Below are 17,379 nucleotides of genomic sequence, written 5' to 3'. Positions count from 1 at the left end.
AGCCACTTGCGCACCGGTGAGCCTATCAGCGCCCGTTTGATCGTCGCCACCTGATCGCGCAGGCTGCTGGCTTCGACGGTTACCGGCTGAACGGTGGCGGACTTGTCCGGTTGATCAGCCATGCACGAGGTCCTTGCGTTCAGAAGCGTTGCTGAAACCAGATGGAGAGACTTGAAGGCATCCGCCGCTCAAACGGACCGCGAATGCATCTGCGACAGATAGGTGGGAAAAACCCACGCAACACCAGTTTTCATGATGATCACGAAGGTGTCACCTGACGCGTCGTCGATGTCACCCCTTCCGCCCGGCGGCCAAGCCGCGTCGCACCGTGCGGTGACAGTACCGGCACGAAGACACGGCGCGAGGCGCGCTGCGCGACCGGCACGCCCTGATAGAGCCGCTTCTGCGCCTCGACCACGATGACGCCGGAAAAGATCGGCCAGAACCGCCGGCCGGCGCGCTCCAGCACATTGTGGAACCGCATCATGAAGCGCCGCGGCGATGGCGGGAAGAACAGCGCGTCGGACCAGGAAGCCGGTGTGAAATTCGCCTCGCGCAGCAATTCTGTCAGCTGGCCGCGCGAGAACGGCCGGCCATTGCCGAACGGCGTGTGCTCGAACCGCGCCCAGACACCCCGCCGGTTGGGCACGACGATGACGACGCGCCCTGCCGGCGACAGCACCCGCCAGATCTCGTTCAGCGTCTCGCGCGGGTTTTCGACATGTTCGAGCGAATGCACGAGCAGCATGCGGTCGATGCAGGAATCGACCAGCGGCAATTCCTCGTCGAAGACCAGCGCCGTAGCCGTCGGCCCGTTCGCCGGCCAGACGACGGCGCCTTGCGTGGCAGGCATGAAGGCAAACACCCGCTCGGCATCGGTGCCGAACCGCTCCAGCCACGGCAAGGTATAGCCGAGCCCGACCAGCCGCTCATTGGGCACTGTTGCCCATATTGAGGACAGCGCCATGGTGATCGAGCGTTCTGCCAGGCGGCCGAGCGTGGTCGAATAGAAGGAGCGGAGATCGACGATATCGGAATGCATGCGCGGGACGGTAGCTGCGATGCCGCCCAAGTTCAACAAAGCCGCCACGTTCTGCAAAGCTAGAGTGACATCGGCGGCCAAGCGCCCTATGTCTGCGCCAACAGATGGAGAGATGCCAATGCCCGTCGAAATCGAACAGTTCATGTGCCGCAGCGACAATTTCGGCGTGCTGGTGCATGACCCGAAAAGCGGCGAGACCGCCATCATCGACGCGCCCGAAGAAGCGCCGATCATTGCCGCGATCGAGCGTACCGGCTGGAAGCCGACGATGATCCTGACCACCCACCACCATGTCGACCATGTCGAGGCCAATCTGGCACTGAAGGAGCGCTTCAAGCTGCGCATCGTCGGACCGGAGGCTGAAAAGGAAAAGATCCCCGGCATCGACGAGACCGTCGGGCAAGGCTCGGTCGTCCATCTCGGCGGCGAGCGGATCGATGTCATCGCCACGCCCGGCCACACTGCGGGCCATGTCTCCTATCATTTTCCGGCCTCGAAAGTGGCGTTCACCGCCGACACTTTGTTCGCGCTCGGCTGCGGCCGGCTGTTCGAATGCAAGCCGCCGGTGATGTACGAGTCGCTGAAGAAGCTCGCCGCACTCCCGGCGGACACGGTCATCTATTGCGGCCACGAGTACACGCTTTCGAACGCCCGCTTTGCGTTGACCGTCGACCCGACCAATTCGGCGCTGAAAGAACGCGCCGCCAAGATCGAGACCCTGCGCGCCGACGACAAGGCGACGCTGCCGACCACGATCGGCGAGGAATTGTCGACCAATCCGTTCCTGCGCTGGCACGACCCGGCGATCCGCAAGCATCTCCGTATGGAGGAGGCCTCCGACGCCGAAGTGTTCGCGGAAATCCGCAAGCGCAAGGACAATTTCTGAGCATCGTTCCGGGATCAGCCATGACCAGCGCCGCTGAAATCATCGCCATGCTTGGCCTCAAGCCGCATCCGGAAGGCGGCTGGTATGCCGAGACCTTTCGCGACGGCGCCGGTGGCGCGCGTGGCCATTCGACGGCGATCTATTTCCTCCTTGAACAGGACCAGATTTCGGCCTGGCACCGGGTCAAGGACGCGGCCGAGGTCTGGCACTTCCATGCCGGAGCGCCGCTGGCGCTGTCGATGTGCGAGGAAGGTAGTCCAATGCTTAACCAGGTGATCGAGCAGGTGCTCGGCATTGAGCTTGCGGCGGGCGAGCGGCCGCAGATCGTCGTGCCGGCCGGCTGGTGGCAATCGGCGCGCAGCCTCGGCGAATGGACGTTGGTCGGCTGCACCGTGGCGCCGGGCTTCGACTTCGCCGCGTTTGAAATGGCCGAGCCGGGCTGGCAGCCTTAGGCCAGAAGAAAGCCAAGAGTTATGCAGAGCTGGGCGGCATAGTAGAGCACCCAGACCGCATAACGGATGCCGGCGCGATAGGGTGCTATTGCCGGAACCAGGAATTTCTCCGCGGCAAGCAGCCCGTCCGATGCCATGAACATAACAGCGCCGCCGATGACCCACGGATTGGCGAGCGTCAACGCCGAGATGCCCATCGCCAGAATGGCCGCGATATAGATGGCGATCGGCACCCGCAGGCCGGGACTGACACGGCGCCAGAGCGCCGCCAGCATCACGACTGCGAAGGCCGCCATGGCCAGCGCGATGGCGCCGCGCCATGTCTCGGTGCTGAGCACATCCAGCCCGCCGCCGCCGAGCAGGAAGAGCGGCACATAGAGGACATGCGCCGCAAGGAAGCTGGCCAGCCCGCCGAGGAAGGCCTTTTCGCCGTCACGCGACAGGAAGGCATCGCCGACGCCGCTGAGCAGCAGTGCGACGACGAGCAACAGCGGCCCACCTTGCATGAAGACGAGTGCCGCAAGCATGGCCACGGCCAGCGTCTTTGCCGCCGAGCGGGCCAGCGTCGGCCGCATATCCAGGGTGAAGGCGTAGATCACTGCCGCCACCAGCGAAAAAATCAATGTTGCATTTGCGTTGGCGTCGATGCCGCCGGCAAACGGCATCGTCATGCGCTTGCCCCGCCAGTTGCCGCCTTGCGCAGGAACAACGATTTCGCCGCCAGCGCCGCGCCGCCGGTGATCAGTACGCAGGCAGCCAGGATACGCAGCGACGGCTCGGCAACGCCCGCCGCGATCAGCACCAATGTCGACAGCAGTGGCGCCGCATAGCTTGCCGCGCCGAGCACCTGGATGTTGCCGCGCTTTACGCCGATATCCCAGGCGTAGAAGGCCGCGCCCACCGGCATCAACCCCAAACCAAGCACCGCCAGCCACTGGCCGGGACCATCGGGCAGCACCGTCTTTTCCAGCAGAAGATGGCAGACGAGAGACAGGGCTGCCGTGGCGGCGCAGAACCAGGTGACGATCGAGGTCGGCACCGCCGGAAAGCGCCGCGACAGCAGCGAATAGGACGACCACAGCAGCGCACAGACGGCCGCCATCGCATAGCCAAAGGTGTAGCGAGCATCGAAGGCGAGGCCGCCACCCTTGGTGACGATCAGCACGGTCCCGGCGAGCCCGAGCAGCGCGCCGACGACATGGTTCCAGGCCAGCTTCTCGCCCGGCATCAGCGCTGATCCCAGCACCATCAGCAGCGGCCACAGATAGGCGATCAGGCTTGCCTCGACCGCCGGCGCGTTGCGCAGCGCGGTGAAATAGAAGAAATGGTAGCCGAACAGTCCGGCAATGCCGATCACCCAGACCTGGCGTGGGATCTTCAGGCTTTTATCGGTCGCCGGCATGAACGGCCGGGCAACCAGCCCGACTGCGGTGCCGATGGTGAAGGTGATGGCCGAGAGCAAGAATGGCGGCACGGCGCCCGACGCATCGGTGAGCAACGCCAGCAGCGCCCACATGGCGACCGCCGAGAAACCGATCAGTGTTGCGCGCCCCATGCCCGTCTCCGGCGACGCGCCCCATTCTATTCGGGTGGGCGCGTCTATTCAGTTGCTTCGAACCGCCCCGCGCTGACAGTCAAGGTGCCGATCTGCGTCCCGACCGTGGCGTGGATCGGCGCATATATGCCGGTTTGGCCGAGCGGTGCAAACGTCACCATCATCTGGCTCTTCTTCTTCAGGTAATTCAGCGCCTTGCGGCCCTTGCGGTAGCCTGCCACCGGCTCGAAGCTCATCTTGCAGGTAACGGTGTCGCCCTTGTAGCCCTTGACCGAGATCGATCCTTTCGAGGCGTAGGTCAGCGTCAGGTCGGCGCGCATCTCGCCGTCATAGAATTTCACCTTGCGCCCACAGACCTGGTCGAGGCTGTCGGCATGGATGACGGTAGCCGCCATCGGATCGAGCACCGATGCCAGATCGTTGCTGCCCAGCGGTATCCAGTTTTTGGGATTGCGCTTTTTCGGTTCGGGAATGACCTGGGTGGCGGTCACCGCGCCATTGGCAAAGCGGATATCGACCATGGAAGCCTTCCTGCCAGACTTATAATCGGCGCGAAATACCTGCGGCTGCATCTGCTTGCCCAGGATCTTGCCCTTTGACGAGATCGTGCCGCTCGTGTCGTCGAACAAGGTGGCGAGACCCGCGCTGGAGACGGTGCCGTCTATGGAATAGCTATCGCCTTCGTAGTGGCTGGAAAATGTCGCCTTGGCCACGGAAAGGCCGAGGAACGACACCGTGTATTCGCCCTTGAAGGACTGTGCGGTGGCTGCGGGCGCGGCGGCAAGGGTTGATGTCGGCAAGGCGGCGACAAGTATGGCGACAACGGCATGTGACGGGCGAAGCATGGCGGGCTCGGTCCTTGATTTTTTTAACCGGAGGCGGGCGACTCCGGCTTGAGATGTCCCTGTCCGACCGCTTATAGGCTGAATTCCGGCCTTTATGTGAAACGCTCGTCACAGTCGTGGGTAAGCCGGAGCTTGACGCATTGGCGAAATGCAACTATGGAACGCCAACTTTTCCATAAGGCCGCCTGACTGAAACCGCGCGCCACCCGGCGCGGGCGAACAAGGTTTGGCAGGCTAGACAGAACTGAAGGTTAGAACCATGTCCCGCACCTGCGAACTCACTGCCAAGGCAGTCCAGACCGGCAACAATGTGAGCCACGCCAACAACAAGACCAAGCGCCGCTTCCTACCGAACCTCGTCAATGTGACGCTGATTTCGGAAGCGCTGAACCAGAATGTGCGCCTGCGCATTTCGGCCAACGCGCTGCGTTCGGTCGAGCATCGCGGCGGCCTCGACGCCTTCCTGGCCAAGGCCGACGCCAAGGAATTGTCGCAGCGGGCGCGCCTGTTGAAGAAGCAGATCGCCAAGAAGCTGGCCGACCAGCCCGCCGCTTAACGATATCAAGGCGGGGGACGACCGCCCTGAGCATCGGAGCAATCCGAGGCTCAAAACTTCTAAGGCAGCAGCATCGGAGCAATCCGATGCTCAAAACTTGCAAGGCAGCGCGACCCGAACTTCGGCTAGCGCCTGGCTGGTTCCATTACCCAGGATAAAAAAATGACTTCCTTCTCGCGATATCTGCCCTTTGTGGCCGCCATGGCGCTTGTCGTCGTGGCATCGAACATCCTCGTGCAGTTCCCGATGCAGGGCCAGGCCGGCGGTCTGTCGCTGGGCGACATCCTGACCTGGGGCGCCTTCACCTATCCCTTCTCCTTCCTGGTCACCGACCTTGCCAACCGCCGCTACGGGCCGACCGTGGCGCGCCGCATCGTCCTTGTCGGCTTCATGACCGCTGTGGTCTGCTCGATCCTCGTCCCGCCCTTCCTGTTTCGCCACGGCCTGATCGAGTTCGAGACATCAGCCGACCGGCTGGTGCGCATCGCCACAGCTTCCGGCGCGGCCTTCCTTTGCGCGCAATTGCTCGACGTCACCGTGTTCAACCGGTTGCGCCGGCAGAGCTGGTGGCGCGCGCCGATCGTCGGCACGCTGGTCGGCTCGGTGTTCGACACCCTGGTGTTCTTCAGCATCGCCTTTTCGGCCGCCTTCGCTTTTGCCGGCCCGAACGACAGCTTTGCGCTGGAGACGGCGCCGCTGATGGGCGTGCTGCCGGTCGAGTCCATGCGCTGGGTCTCCTGGGCCTTGGGCGACCTCTCGGTGAAGCTGATCATCGCTGTTGTGGCCCTGATCCCCTACCGGCTGCTCGCCGCCCACTGGAGCCAGCCGGCCGTGGCTGTCTAGGCCGTGATTCCCTGGGTCCAGCTCGGCTCGGCCAAAACGCCTGACGGCGGACAGGAACTGCGCCTCAAGCAGCGCGGCAGCGAATTCTCGATCATGCTCGGCACCAATGAGCTGATGAACAGCCGCCTCAGCGGCTCCGAGGAAGCGCTGGCCAAGCTCTCCTGTGAAAAGATCGGCGGCCGCGCCCAACCGAAAATCCTGATCGGCGGCCTCGGCATGGGTTTTACGCTGCGCGCTGCGCTTGCCCAAATGGGCGCCGATGCAGGCATCACCGTTGCCGAGCTTGTCCCCGCCGTCATCGCCTGGGCGCGCGGCCCCATGGAGGCGGTCTTCGCCGGCTGTCTCGACGATCCCCGTGTGACGGTTCGCGAAGCCGACGCCGGGCACATCATAAGATCCGACAAGGCAGCCTGGGACGCCATCCTGCTCGATGTCGACAATGGCCCCGAAGGCATCGTCTACAAGGGCAACGACGCCCTCTATGGCGCTGCCGGCCTCGGCGCGGCGCGTGCAGCGCTCAGGCCCGGGGGCGTGCTGGCTGTTTGGTCGCAAGGCCCCGATGCCGGCTTCACACTTAGGCTCAAGCAGGCGGGCTTTGTCGTGGACGAGGTGAAGACGCGCGCCAATGGCAAGCGCGGCGCGCGCCACGTCATCTGGATCGCCACCAAGCCTTAGGGCTCTCAATCCTGGTGCAGGATGAATTCCAGATAGAGGTTGCGCTGCAGGATCGAATGGTTGTCGTCCGAGATCAGCGACACCATCAGCGCTCTGTCATCGCGGGTCCAGACGTCGAGTCCTTCCATATTGTCGATCTGGTAGCCCATGTCGGCTTCCATCAGCACCGGCCCGTCGGCAACCGCGCCCTTCTCGACGCTTTCGCCATAGATGCGCCTTAGCCGCATCCTGACACCGCCGGCCATCGAGAAACTGCGCTCCAAAAGCAGCAGGTCGCCATCCGGCAGGAAGGCGCCGTCAGTGATGTCGAAATCACCGTTGCGCTTGACCGTGAAGACGCCCTTGTGCGGCCCTTCGATGATGGCGGCATAGATGTTGCCAGCCTTGTCCAAGCTCTTTTCCGAGACCACGACGAGGCCGCCCTCGTGCTGGCCGTTGGGATTGGCGTGGGTGACGGTCTCGAAACCGCGGTTCTGTCGCAGTTCGCGGGCTGGAACCAGAAAGTTCAGTTGCTTGAACGGCGCCGTCATGTTGCTGGGGTCAATCTTGAACTGGGCGACGCGGTGATCGCGCTCGAAGCCGACGGTGGCGATGCCGTCCTTGACTGCAAGGCCCTCGGCATCGACTTCCCATTTCCTGTCGATCGGCCGGCCCTTTTCATCGACCATCTGCTGCATGCGGAAATTCTGGATGCCGGACGGCCGCTTGTTGGCATCATGGGTGATCGAGCCGAAGAACCAGAAGCCCGTATCGGCGACGCCGATGAAATCGCTGCCGGGTTTGACGAACCGAAATGCCGACAGCGCGCCGAAATCGCGCGTCGTCGAGTTCATCTCAAGACCGCCGACGAATTCCAGCAGCCCAAACTGCTTGTCGGCGCTGCCGATATTGAAGGTGGTGATCGGCCGCGCCGAGACTTCGACCGGCTCGACCGCGCTTGGGCCGGCGGCGATGGCCGGCGCAAACGCCATGCCGAACAAGGCAGTGACCGCGAAGAGCATCTGCCGAAACCCGCCGCGCAAAAAAATCATCCAGCGCGCCGGTAGCCGCCGCGGCGTGTATCGCGCACGTTTTCCTCGGCAAACAGCGAGGCCAGCTGCTCGGTCATGGCGCCGGCCAGTTCCTCGGCATCGACGATGGTGACGGCGCGCCTGTAATAGCGGGTAACGTCGTGGCCGATGCCGATGGCCAGCAGCTCGACCGGCGAGCGCGTCTCGATCAGCTCGATGACGGCGCGCAGATGCCGCTCGAGATAGTTGCCAGGATTGACCGACAGCGTCGAATCGTCCACCGGCGCGCCGTCCGAGATCATCATCAGGATCTTGCGCTGTTCGGGCCGGGCGATCAGCCGGTTGTGCGCCCATAACAACGCCTCGCCGTCGATGTTTTCCTTGAGCAGGCCCTCGCGCATCATCAGGCCGAGATTGCGCCGGGCGCGACGCCACGGATGATCGGCGGATTTGTAGATGATGTGGCGCAGATCGTTGAGCCGGCCGGGGTTCGGCGGCTTGCCGTCCTTCAGCCACTTCTCGCGAGCCTGTCCGCCCTTCCACGCCCGCGTGGTGAAGCCGAGGATCTCGACCGAGACGCCGCAGCGCTCCAGCGTGCGCGCCAGAATGTCGGCACAGGTGGCGGCAACCGTGATCGGCCGACCGCGCATCGAGCCCGAATTGTCGAGCACCAGCGTCACCACCGTGTCGCGGAATTTGGTGTCGCGCTCCTGCTTGAACGACAACGGCTGCATCGGGTCGATGACGACACGAACCAGGCGTGCCGGATCGAGATAACCCTCTTCGAGGTCGAAATCCCAGGAACGGTTCTGCTGCGCCATCAGGCGGCGCTGCAGCCGGTTGGCGAGCCGTCCGACGACGCCGGAGAGATTGGCCAGTTGCTTGTCGAGGAAGGCGCGCAGCCGGTCGAGTTCTTCTTCCTCGCACAGCTCTTCCGCACCGACCGTCTCGTCGAAGGCGGTGGTGAAAACCTTGTAGTCGATCTCTTTCGGCAGGTTGGCGAAGGGGTTGTCGTTACGGCGCGCCTCGCCCGGCGTTTCGGCGTCTGCATCGTCATCGTCGGAAAGATCGTCGGCAGTGGCGTCGGAGGCCTCAGTCTCGGACGACTGTTCGTCGTCGGCCGAGGCCTCGGCATCCTCGGACTGCGACTGCTCGGAGCCGGAATCGTCTTCACCGCCCTCCTCGCTCTGCTCCTCGCCTTGCGGCTGGTTGTCGTCATTGTCCTCGGAGTCTTCGGTTTCCTGGTCGTCGCCGAGTTCCTCGGCCATCTCCATGGACGCAAGCATCTCGCGCACGACGCGGGCAAAGGCCTGCTGGTCGCCAAGCTTGGCCGACAGTCCGTCGAGATCGGCCTTGGCTTTTTCCTCGACCCAGGGCCGCCAGAGGTCGACCAGCCGTTCGCCGCTCTTCGGGATCGGCCGTCCGGTCAGCTTTTCGCGCACCATCAGCGCCAGCGCCTCCTCGATCGGCGCGTCGGCCTTGTCCTTGACGTCGACAAAGTTGGCCTTGGCGTATTTGTCCTCCAGCATCGAGCCGATATTGTCGGCGACGCCTTGCATGGCGCGGCTGCCGATCGCCTCGACGCGGGCCTGTTCCACGGCGTCATAGATCGAGCGCGCCAGCTTGCCTTCCGGCGCCAGTTTGGTGTGGATGCGCTGATCGTGGCAGGCGCGCTTCAGCGCCATGGAATCACCCAGGCCACGAGTAATCGCGATGTCTGTCTTGGACGCTTTCTTCGGCAGTTCGGGCAGTCGGGCGCGGCTGCCGGCGAGCGCCGGGCGGTCCTTGGCGAAACCGACTTCGAGCTCCTTGTCGCCGGCGATGGCGCGCATGCAGACGGTGACGGCACGCTTGAAGCTGTCGGCTTCAGACCCCGTCTTCGACTTGTTGCGCGTGTTGTCGCCCGGACCCGCCATCGAGGCTCTGCTCAGCCCAGCACCACGTTGGCGGCGCTCTCGGGCAGGTCCTCGCCGAAGGCGCGCTGGTAGAACTCGGCCACCACCGAACGCTCCAGCTCGTCGCACTTGTTGAGGAAGGTCAGCCGGAACGCCATGCCGATATTGCCGAAGATCTCGGCATTTTCGGCCCAGGTGATGACGGTACGCGGGCTCATCACGGTCGACAGATCGCCATTGATGAAGGCCGAGCGCGTCATGTCGGCGACCCGCACCATCTTGTTGACGATGTCCTTGCCCTTGCCGTCGCGATAGTGCTTGGCCTTGGCCAGCACTATGTTCACCTCATTGTCGTGCGGCAGGTAGTTCAGCGTGGTGACGATCGACCAGCGATCCATCTGCGCCTGGTTGATCTGCTGCGTGCCGTGATAGAGGCCGGTGGTGTCGCCGAGGCCAACGGTGTTGGCGGTCGAAAACAAGCGGAACGCCGGATGCGGACGGATGACCCGGCTCTGGTCGAGCAGCGTCAGGCGCCCCGATGATTCCAGCACGCGCTGGATGACGAACATCACGTCCGGACGGCCGGCATCGTACTCGTCGAAGCAGAGCGCGACATTGTGCTGGTAGGCCCAAGGCAGGATGCCGTCGCGGAATTCGGTGATCTGCAGGCCATCCTTGACGACGATGGCGTCCTTGCCGACGAGGTCGATACGGCTGACATGGCTGTCGAGGTTGACGCGTACGCAGGGCCAGTTAAGGCGGGCTGCGACCTGTTCGATATGCGTCGATTTGCCGGTGCCGTGATAGCCCGAGACCATGACGCGGCGATTGTAGGCAAAGCCGGCAAGGATCGCCAGCGTCGTCGCCTTGTCGAACAGATAATCCGGATCGATGTCCGGCACATGTTCCGAGGTCACCGAATAGGCCGGCACCACCATCTTGGACTCGAAGCCGAATTTGTCTTTCACTGACACCGTCGTGTCGGGCAAATTGGCGATGTCGCGATCGACCTTGTTCATCTCTATCCGAGTCTCCACGGGCGAAATGCCTGATTTCGCCGGCAATCGTTTTTGTCCGGGGGCGGTCTTAGAGCCTTTTCCACCCTTGTGAAAGTTGGAAAACGACACGACCGTTAGGTCGCTCAGCACAAACCCGCCTGCTTGAGCACGCGATAGGCCTGCAGCACATCGCGGAACCGGTCTTCCGAACCTCTATCGCCGCCATTCGCATCCGGATGGTGGCGCTTCACAAGTTCCTTATAGCGCGCCTTGATGTCCTTGCCAGTCGCCTTTGTATCAAGGCCAAGCGTTTCCAGCGCCTTGGCCTCAAGCGGCTTGGCCTTGCGCTCGCGCGCCTCGCGCGGGTCCTTCGGCCCTTTGAACAGATCGAAGGGATCGCGCATGCGGTTGTAATAGCCGGCGCGACCGGAACGCTGCTGGGCGAAATCGGGCGAGGAGCGCGTCGAGGCGCCGGCGACGCCCATCTTCCATGTCGGCCGGTGGCCGGTCATCGCTTCCTTCTGGAAGCGGGCTATCTCGGTGTCCGGCACGCCGGAGAAGTAGTTGAAACCCTTGTTGTATTCGCGCACATGATCGAAGCAGAACTGAAAATACTCGCCTTCCTTCATGCGTCCGACCGGCGCCCGGTGGGTACCGGCCTCCTTGCAGCCGTCCCACTGGCAGATCGGCGAGTGCGACTTCAGCTCCGCATCCTTGTCGGGACGGACCCGAATTTTCTCGAAATATTTGGGGTACGGTTTCATCTCACCCATTTATGGGCTGTTCGCACGTGCGAAACAAGAATTGACATTTTCGCGATCATCGCCCTAACCGCTGAATCGCGGCATAAAGCAGGGCGAATGGCGATTTTTGAGGCGGCCCGGCGGGATCGATCCCCGATCTCCCGATCACGCCTTGCAGATATGGTGAAGGGAGATGGCGATGTCCATACAGGCGACGATGGAAGACAAGCTGAACAAGGCGTTTTCGCCGGAGCGGCTGGCGATCGTCAATGAAAGCCACCTTCATGCCGGTCATCACCACCACGGCTCCGACGATCACGGTGCCTATGACGGCACCGGCGAGACGCATTTTCGCGTCCGCATCGTCTCATCCGTCTTTGCCGGCATGAGCCGCATCGACCGCCACCGCGCCGTCAACGAATTGCTCGCAGCGGAGCTGCAAGCCGGTGTCCATGCGCTGGCAATCGAACCGGCTGCACCCGGCGAAAAGACCCGTTGGTAAGTCTCTCCGCCTCAGATCACCGCTTCGATGAGAAACGGTCCCGGACGCGACAGGGCACTGTCGAGCAGCGCGTCGAACCGCTCGCACGTGTCGGCGCGGGCCGCCTCGACGCCCATGCCTTTGGCCAGCGCAACCCAGTCCAGCGCCGGATGGTCGAGATCGAGCATGCGCCTAGCGTTCTCGCCGATCTCATTGACCCCGACATTCTTCATTTCGCCATGCAGGATGGCGTAGGTCCGGTTGGAAAAGATGATGGTCACGACGTCAAGCTTTTCCCTGGCCTGGGTCCACAGTCCCTGCACCGTGTACATGCCGCTGCCGTCGGCCTCGAGATTGATCACCTTGCGGTCCGGGCAGGCGATCGCTGCTCCTGTCGCCATCGGAATGCCGCCGCCGATCGATCCGCCCGTACCCATCATGTAGTCGTGCGGCGCCGCAAAGGCGGATAGCGCGAAGAACCGTCTCGCCGAGGTGACCGCTTCGTCGCAGACGATGGCATTGGCCGGAAGTTTGCGCGCCACCGACAGCGCGATGGCATCGTCCGTCAGTCTGCCGCTCAGCGTCGGTTCGTCTGGAAAGGCGGTTGCGGCGGCGAATTGCTGCGTCGGCTTGATGCCGACCTCGGCAGCCAGCGCCTCCAGCGCCGCTTTCAGATCCTGGCCATGCGCCGCCAGCGAAAGCACCTTGCAATCGTCCCGAACCAGCCGCCCGGGCTTGCCGGGATAGGCGAAGAAGGCAACCGGCTCCTTGGCGCCGACCAGCACCAGCAAGTCGATATCCCGGAGCATGGCCGTCGCCGCATCGACCGGATAGGGAATGCGGGTCGGGGCGAACCGCCCGCGGCCGCGCTGCATGCGGGCGATCAGAACCTCACTGAACAGCCTGACATCGCTTCCCGATGACATTCTCCCTGCGATTTCAAGTCCATCGGCGCGCGCCGCCTGCCCACGCACCACCATGCCGACACGGCCCGGCGCGGCGCGGATTGCTTCGGCGATCGTGCGCACAACAGCCATGTCGACGGCGGGCGGCGGCTCCAGCTTCACCTTGCCAGGCGAAATCGCAGCAACTTCGCCCCAGGCGGCATCCGCAGGCAGGATCAAGGTCGTGACGCCAGGCGGCGTGAGTGAGGCGCGGAAAGCCGCCTCTGCGGCCGGCACAATATCGGCCGGCCCCTTGACGCGGCCAACCCAGTTCGACATCGGCGACGCCAGGCCTTCAATGTCGCTGGTCAGCGGGGCGTCGAGCGGCAGATGGTAGGAAGCATGGTCGCCGACAATGTTGATCATCGGGCTGCGCGCACGCCTTGCGTTGTGCATGTTGGCCAAACCGTTGGCGAGACCCGGTCCGGTATGCAGCAACGTTGCTGCCGGGCGGTCGGTCATGCGCGCATAGCCGTCGGCGGCGCCGGTCACCACGCCCTCGAACAGGCCGAGCACGCAGCGCATCTGAGGTTTGCGGTCCAGTGCGGCAACGAAATGCATTTCGGATGTGCCAGGATTGGCGAAGCAGACCGTGACGTCATTGGCCAGGAGCACGTCGCACAGCAGATCGGCGCCATTCATGATTTTCTTTCCCAATCGACAACTCAGGAACAATTGCACCTGTAGCCGCCGGGTCGGCAATGTCCCGCCGGGGCTTTTGGTCTGATCCAGGACGCCTCGCGGGGATCGGGGATCAACCGACGGTCCATTCAGGAAGGCCAGCATCGCGGCGGTCAACGCGTCGCCGTCCTCGCCGAAGTCGTGATTGATCGACATATGCGTGTAGGCGTTGCCGTCGAACAGCGTCACTTCAGTGCCGATGGCGCGCAGGCGTTTGGCAAAGCTTTCGATTGGTCGTCGCGGCCTTCGGCGCGCGAATAGGCGATGAAGGTCGGCGGATGCTTGTGTCCATCGAGATAGCTGGCCGGCGACAACGCCGCCCATCAGCGCCGCAGCACCGGGCAACCCGCCATTCCAGCCACTCCGAATGTTTCCTCCCAAGCCTTCTACCCGGATTGCAGCCACTCTCCTTCATGTGAAGGGAACCAACAATGCTTTCCGACAGTTGAAGGTGATGAGGCGATTGGAATCCAGATCGGCTCCGAGGGCAGAACATCATGCGTGCAACCCAATCCGACGTCTTCGATCTTTTTTCGGAAATTTATGCCAATGCGGCGGACGAAGAGGTCAGCATCCAACAGTATCTTCTTGCCTGTCGGGAAGACAAATCGATGTACGCTTCGGCTCCCGAAAGGATGGTCGACGCAATCGGCGAACCAAAACTGGTTGACACCAGCAAAGACGAGCGGCTCGGCCGCATTTTCTCGAATCGGACCCTCAAGGTCTACCCTCATTTTTCCGACTTCTATGGAATGGAGGATACGATCGAGCGCATAGCCGGGTATTTCCGCTATGCCTCGCAGGGTCTCGAAGAACGCAAGCAGATCCTCTATCTCCTCGGCCCGGTCGGCGGCGGCAAATCCTCTCTGGCCGAGCGCCTGAAGAAACTGATGGAGCAGCGCCCGATCTACACGCTGAAGGTCGGCAACCAGATCAGCCCGGTTTTCGAGTCGCCGCTTGGGCTGTTCCATCCCGATCACATGGGTGATCTGCTAGAGGATAAATACGGCATAGCCCGGCGCCGGCTGAACGGATTGATTTCGCCATGGGCGGCCAAGCGCCTCGACGAATTGTCTGGCGACATCTCCAAATTCAGCGTCGTCAAGCTGATGCCTTCGCGGCTGCGCCAGATCGGCATTGCCAAGACCGAACCTGGCGATGAGAACAATCAGGATGTCTCGGCCCTGGTCGGCAAGGTCGACATCAGGCAATTGGAAAATTTTAGCCAGTCCGACCCCGATGCCTATTCCTATAGCGGTGGCCTGAACCGGACCACGCAAGGTCTGCTTGAATTCGTCGAGATGTTCAAGGCACCCATCAAGGTTCTGCATCCGCTGCTGACCGCGACACAGGAAGGCAGCTACAACGGCACTGAAAATTTCGGCGCCTTTCCCTACCAGGGGATCATCGTCGCCCATTCCAACGAGTCGGAATGGCAACAGTTCAAGAGCAACAAGAACAACGAGGCGTTTCTCGATCGCATCCTGGTGGTCAAGGTACCCTATTGCCTGCGGATCACCGAAGAGAGGCAGATCTATGAGAAATTGCTGCGTGAGAGCGAGTTGGCCGCCAGCCCCTGTGCCCCTGAAGTTTTGGACATCCTCAGCCGCTTTGCAGTTTCGACGCGCTTGGCCGAGCACGACAACTCGCCGCTCTACACCAAGATGCGCGCCTATGACGGCGAAAATCTGAAGGAAGTCGATCCCAGGGCAAAGTCGGTCCAAGAATATCGCGACGCCGCCGGCGTCGATGAAGGCATGACGGGCGTCAGCACGCGCTTTGCCTTTAAGATCCTTTCGCAGACATTCAACTTCGATAATGAGGAGGTGGCCGCCGATCCTGTGCATCTGATGTACATTCTGGAGGAGGCGATCAAGCGGGAGCAGTTCCCGAAGGAAACGGAAGCGGCCTATCTTGAATTCATCAAGTCGGAGCTTGCGGCGCGCTACGCCGAGTTCATCGGCCACGAAATCCAGAAGGCCTATCTGGAGTCCTATAGCGAATACGGCCAGAACCTCTTCGACCGCTACATCGCCTATGCGGATGCCTGGATTGAGGACCAGGACTACAAGGACCCCGACACCGGCCAGATCCTCAACCGGGAGATCCTGGACAACGAACTTTCGCAGGTCGAGAAACCGGCAGGCATCGCCAATCCCAAGGACTTCCGTAACGAGGTGGTGAAGTTCACTCTGCGCGCTCGCGCAAGAAACCACGGCCGCAACCCGTCATGGACCAGCTATGAAAAACTGCGCGAGGTCATCGAGAAGCGGATGTTCGGACAGGTCGAGGACCTCTTGCCGGTGATCAGCTTCGGCTCCAAGCAAGACAGCGTTACGGAAAAGCGCCACAACGAATTCGTGCAGCGCATGATCGAGCGTGGCTACACAGAACGGCAGGTACGCCGGCTGGTGGACTGGTACATGCGGGTGAACAAGGCGGGTTGACAGAGCCGGATGGTTCCATGCCGATCTTCATCGACCGTCGCCTGAACCCCAAGGACAAGAGCCTTGGCAATCGACAGCGCTTCCTCAGGCGTGCTCGCGAGGAGTTGAAGCGGAGCATTCGCGATCAAATCCGCACTGGCAGGATCGCCGACGTGGATACCGAGCACGCCGTGCCCATGCCTGAAAGGAAAACGGCCGAGCCGAGCTTCAACGATGACAGGGCCAGCGGACGGCGCCGACACATCCTTCCGGGCAACAGGCATTTTTCCCCTGGAGACCTGCTCCCGAAGCCGCATGGGGGCGGCGCGGCGTCGTCGCCAGGAAACACGGCGTCGGAAGACGATTTTCGTTTCGTGCTGTCACGCGAGGAGGTGCTCGAACTCTTTTTTGAGGATCTCGAACTGCCCGACCTGGTTAAGCTCAATCTCAAGGAAATCCTTGCCTTCAAGCCGCGCCGGGCCGGCTTCGCGGCAACCGGTTCCCCGACCAACATCAATGCCGGCCGCACCATGCGCAACAGCCTAGGCCGGCGCATTGCGCTGAGGCGCCCCACGCAGCAGGAACTGGAGGCGATCCTCCGGGAAATCGTCACGCTTGAGTCGGCCCCGGCCGGCGCGGCGGTGCGCCAGCGCATCGCGGAATTACGCGACGAGCTTGACCGGCTGGAGCGACGGCGCAGGCGAATTGCCTTTGTCGATCCGGTCGATATCCGATTCAACCGCTTCGACGCCCGGCCGGTGCCGAATGCCAATGCCGTCATGTTCTGCCTTATGGACGTGTCCGGATCGATGGGCCAACGCGAAAAGGACTTGGCCAAACGCTTCTTCGTGCTGCTGCACCTGTTCTTGAAACGGCGCTACGAACGCACGGAGATCGTCTTCATCCGCCATACCCATGAGGCGCACGAAGTGGATGAGGACACGTTCTTCTACAACACGCAGAGCGGCGGTACGATCGTCTCCACCGCGCTCGACGAAATGCACCGCATTATCGGCCAGCGCTATCCTGCCAGCGAGTGGAACATTTACGCCGCGCAGGCCTCTGACGGGGACAATTTCACCACCGATTCCGAGCGATGCATAGAGCTCATGAACGGCAAGCTCATGCGCCTGTGCCAGTATTTCGCCTATGTCGAGATCATCGACGAACGCGAGAGCCACATATTCGGTGCTACCGAAAACGGGACGTCGCTTTGGCGCGCCTACAGTACGATCGAGCTGAAATGGCCCAACTTCCAGATGAGCCGCATCGCTGCTCCCGCGGATATTTACCCGGTCTTCCACCGGCTCTTCGCCAGGCAGCCGGCGGCCATCAAGAGCGCTTGAG

The 17,379-nt window shown here is 62.5% G+C and carries 17 protein-coding genes; 8 read left to right on the top strand and 9 right to left on the bottom strand.

Features of this window, described 5'->3' with window-relative positions:
• Positions 1-259: 259 nt before the first annotated feature.
• Entirely contained in the window at positions 260-1,042 is a 783-nt protein-coding gene (locus X730_RS146525) for a methyltransferase domain-containing protein (RefSeq protein WP_023670688.1), read from the bottom strand.
• 118 nt (positions 1,043-1,160) lie between these two features.
• Here X730_RS146525 and gloB point away from each other — a divergent pair, with 118 nt between their 5' ends.
• Positions 1,161-1,928 (top strand): hydroxyacylglutathione hydrolase, encoded by a 768-nt coding sequence (gene gloB / locus X730_RS146530; protein ID WP_023826756.1) that lies wholly within the window; start codon positions 1,161-1,163, stop codon positions 1,926-1,928.
• 20 nt (positions 1,929-1,948) lie between these two features.
• On the top strand, positions 1,949-2,380 hold the full coding sequence (locus tag X730_RS146535) for a cupin domain-containing protein (protein WP_023699114.1): 432 nt from the start codon (positions 1,949-1,951) through the stop codon (positions 2,378-2,380).
• Here X730_RS146535 and X730_RS146540 read toward each other — a convergent pair.
• Genes X730_RS146540 through X730_RS146550 form a run of 3 tightly spaced genes read right to left on the bottom strand, consistent with a single transcriptional unit; the run spans position 2,377 to position 4,780 of the window.
• Complete coding sequence (locus X730_RS146540; protein ID WP_023826755.1) at positions 2,377-3,051, bottom strand: lysoplasmalogenase family protein; 675 nt, start codon at positions 3,049-3,051, stop codon at positions 2,377-2,379. The genes X730_RS146535 and X730_RS146540 overlap by 4 nt on opposite strands.
• Complete coding sequence (locus X730_RS146545) at positions 3,048-3,935, bottom strand: EamA family transporter (RefSeq protein ID WP_023826754.1); 888 nt, start codon at positions 3,933-3,935, stop codon at positions 3,048-3,050. The genes X730_RS146540 and X730_RS146545 overlap by 4 nt, the downstream gene beginning before the upstream one ends.
• A gap of 44 nt (positions 3,936-3,979) precedes the next feature.
• Entirely contained in the window at positions 3,980-4,780 is an 801-nt protein-coding gene (locus X730_RS146550) for a DUF3108 domain-containing protein (protein ID WP_023826753.1), read from the bottom strand.
• A gap of 259 nt (positions 4,781-5,039) precedes the next feature.
• On the opposite strand from X730_RS146550, the gene rpmB reads away from it, so the two are divergent.
• From rpmB to X730_RS146565, 3 genes are all read left to right on the top strand, one after another.
• Positions 5,040-5,336, top strand: a complete 297-nt coding sequence (rpmB, locus tag X730_RS146555) for a 50S ribosomal protein L28 (RefSeq protein WP_023670682.1) — start codon at positions 5,040-5,042, stop codon at positions 5,334-5,336.
• A gap of 162 nt (positions 5,337-5,498) precedes the next feature.
• Positions 5,499-6,179: a queuosine precursor transporter gene (locus X730_RS146560; protein ID WP_023731082.1), complete on the top strand. Its 681-nt coding sequence runs from the start codon at positions 5,499-5,501 to the stop codon at positions 6,177-6,179.
• Between the two features lie 3 nt (positions 6,180-6,182).
• The gene (locus X730_RS146565) at positions 6,183-6,854 is read left to right on the top strand and encodes a spermidine synthase (protein ID WP_023686729.1); all 672 of its coding nucleotides are present in this window, start codon (positions 6,183-6,185) and stop codon (positions 6,852-6,854) included.
• Between the two features lie 5 nt (positions 6,855-6,859).
• Here X730_RS146565 and X730_RS146570 read toward each other — a convergent pair whose 3' ends face one another.
• From X730_RS146570 to X730_RS146585, 4 genes are all read right to left on the bottom strand, one after another.
• Positions 6,860-7,885: an esterase-like activity of phytase family protein gene (locus X730_RS146570; RefSeq protein ID WP_023754175.1), complete on the bottom strand. Its 1,026-nt coding sequence runs from the start codon at positions 7,883-7,885 to the stop codon at positions 6,860-6,862.
• Entirely contained in the window at positions 7,882-9,780 is a 1,899-nt protein-coding gene (gene cobT, locus X730_RS146575; RefSeq protein ID WP_023826752.1) for a cobaltochelatase subunit CobT, read from the bottom strand. The genes X730_RS146570 and cobT overlap by 4 nt, the downstream gene beginning before the upstream one ends.
• Before the next feature lie 11 nt (positions 9,781-9,791).
• The gene (cobS, locus tag X730_RS146580) at positions 9,792-10,778 is read right to left on the bottom strand and encodes a cobaltochelatase subunit CobS (protein WP_023670677.1); all 987 of its coding nucleotides are present in this window, start codon (positions 10,776-10,778) and stop codon (positions 9,792-9,794) included.
• Between the two features lie 122 nt (positions 10,779-10,900).
• Positions 10,901-11,530, bottom strand: coding sequence for a J domain-containing protein (locus X730_RS146585; RefSeq protein WP_032887126.1), 630 nt, complete (start codon positions 11,528-11,530; stop codon positions 10,901-10,903).
• A 169-nt stretch (positions 11,531-11,699) separates the two neighbouring features.
• Here X730_RS146585 and X730_RS146590 point away from each other — a divergent pair, with 169 nt between their 5' ends.
• Positions 11,700-12,002: a BolA family transcriptional regulator gene (locus X730_RS146590; RefSeq protein ID WP_023670675.1), complete on the top strand. Its 303-nt coding sequence runs from the start codon at positions 11,700-11,702 to the stop codon at positions 12,000-12,002.
• Between the two features lie 11 nt (positions 12,003-12,013).
• Here the strand turns inward: X730_RS146590 and X730_RS146595 are convergent, their stop codons facing one another.
• Complete coding sequence (locus tag X730_RS146595) at positions 12,014-13,567, bottom strand: acetolactate synthase large subunit (RefSeq protein WP_023701378.1); 1,554 nt, start codon at positions 13,565-13,567, stop codon at positions 12,014-12,016.
• A gap of 536 nt (positions 13,568-14,103) precedes the next feature.
• Here X730_RS146595 and X730_RS146600 point away from each other — a divergent pair.
• Both X730_RS146600 and X730_RS146605 read left to right on the top strand, forming a co-directional pair.
• Positions 14,104-16,053, top strand: coding sequence for a PrkA family serine protein kinase (locus tag X730_RS146600; protein WP_023714986.1), 1,950 nt, complete (start codon positions 14,104-14,106; stop codon positions 16,051-16,053).
• A 17-nt stretch (positions 16,054-16,070) separates the two neighbouring features.
• Complete coding sequence (locus X730_RS146605) at positions 16,071-17,378, top strand: YeaH/YhbH family protein (protein ID WP_023686733.1); 1,308 nt, start codon at positions 16,071-16,073, stop codon at positions 17,376-17,378.
• Position 17,379 lies beyond the last annotated feature (1 nt).

Source organism: Mesorhizobium sp. L103C131B0, from assembly GCF_000502275.1.
Lineage (GTDB): Bacteria > Pseudomonadota > Alphaproteobacteria > Rhizobiales > Rhizobiaceae > Mesorhizobium.
Note: the sequence above shows the minus strand (reverse complement) of the source record. Positions and strands in the feature narration are given on the sequence as shown.

Coding starts and splice junctions, on each gene's coding strand:
- X730_RS146570 (WP_023754175.1), bottom strand. CDS start 7,885: ATGATTTTTTTGCGCGGCGGGTTTCGGCAGATGCTCTTCGCGGTCACT.
- X730_RS146545 (WP_023826754.1), bottom strand. CDS start 3,935: ATGGGGCGCGCAACACTGATCGGTTTCTCGGCGGTCGCCATGTGGGCG.
- X730_RS146600 (WP_023714986.1), top strand. CDS start 14,104: ATGCGTGCAACCCAATCCGACGTCTTCGATCTTTTTTCGGAAATTTAT.
- X730_RS146605 (WP_023686733.1), top strand. CDS start 16,071: ATGCCGATCTTCATCGACCGTCGCCTGAACCCCAAGGACAAGAGCCTT.
- X730_RS146535 (WP_023699114.1), top strand. CDS start 1,949: ATGACCAGCGCCGCTGAAATCATCGCCATGCTTGGCCTCAAGCCGCAT.
- X730_RS146595 (WP_023701378.1), bottom strand. CDS start 13,567: ATGAATGGCGCCGATCTGCTGTGCGACGTGCTCCTGGCCAATGACGTC.
- cobT (WP_023826752.1), bottom strand. CDS start 9,780: ATGGCGGGTCCGGGCGACAACACGCGCAACAAGTCGAAGACGGGGTCT.
- X730_RS146590 (WP_023670675.1), top strand. CDS start 11,700: ATGTCCATACAGGCGACGATGGAAGACAAGCTGAACAAGGCGTTTTCG.
- X730_RS146540 (WP_023826755.1), bottom strand. CDS start 3,051: ATGACGATGCCGTTTGCCGGCGGCATCGACGCCAACGCAAATGCAACA.
- X730_RS146585 (WP_032887126.1), bottom strand. CDS start 11,530: ATGGGTGAGATGAAACCGTACCCCAAATATTTCGAGAAAATTCGGGTC.
- cobS (WP_023670677.1), bottom strand. CDS start 10,778: ATGAACAAGGTCGATCGCGACATCGCCAATTTGCCCGACACGACGGTG.
- rpmB (WP_023670682.1), top strand. CDS start 5,040: ATGTCCCGCACCTGCGAACTCACTGCCAAGGCAGTCCAGACCGGCAAC.
- X730_RS146550 (WP_023826753.1), bottom strand. CDS start 4,780: ATGCTTCGCCCGTCACATGCCGTTGTCGCCATACTTGTCGCCGCCTTG.
- gloB (WP_023826756.1), top strand. CDS start 1,161: ATGCCCGTCGAAATCGAACAGTTCATGTGCCGCAGCGACAATTTCGGC.
- X730_RS146560 (WP_023731082.1), top strand. CDS start 5,499: ATGACTTCCTTCTCGCGATATCTGCCCTTTGTGGCCGCCATGGCGCTT.
- X730_RS146525 (WP_023670688.1), bottom strand. CDS start 1,042: ATGCATTCCGATATCGTCGATCTCCGCTCCTTCTATTCGACCACGCTC.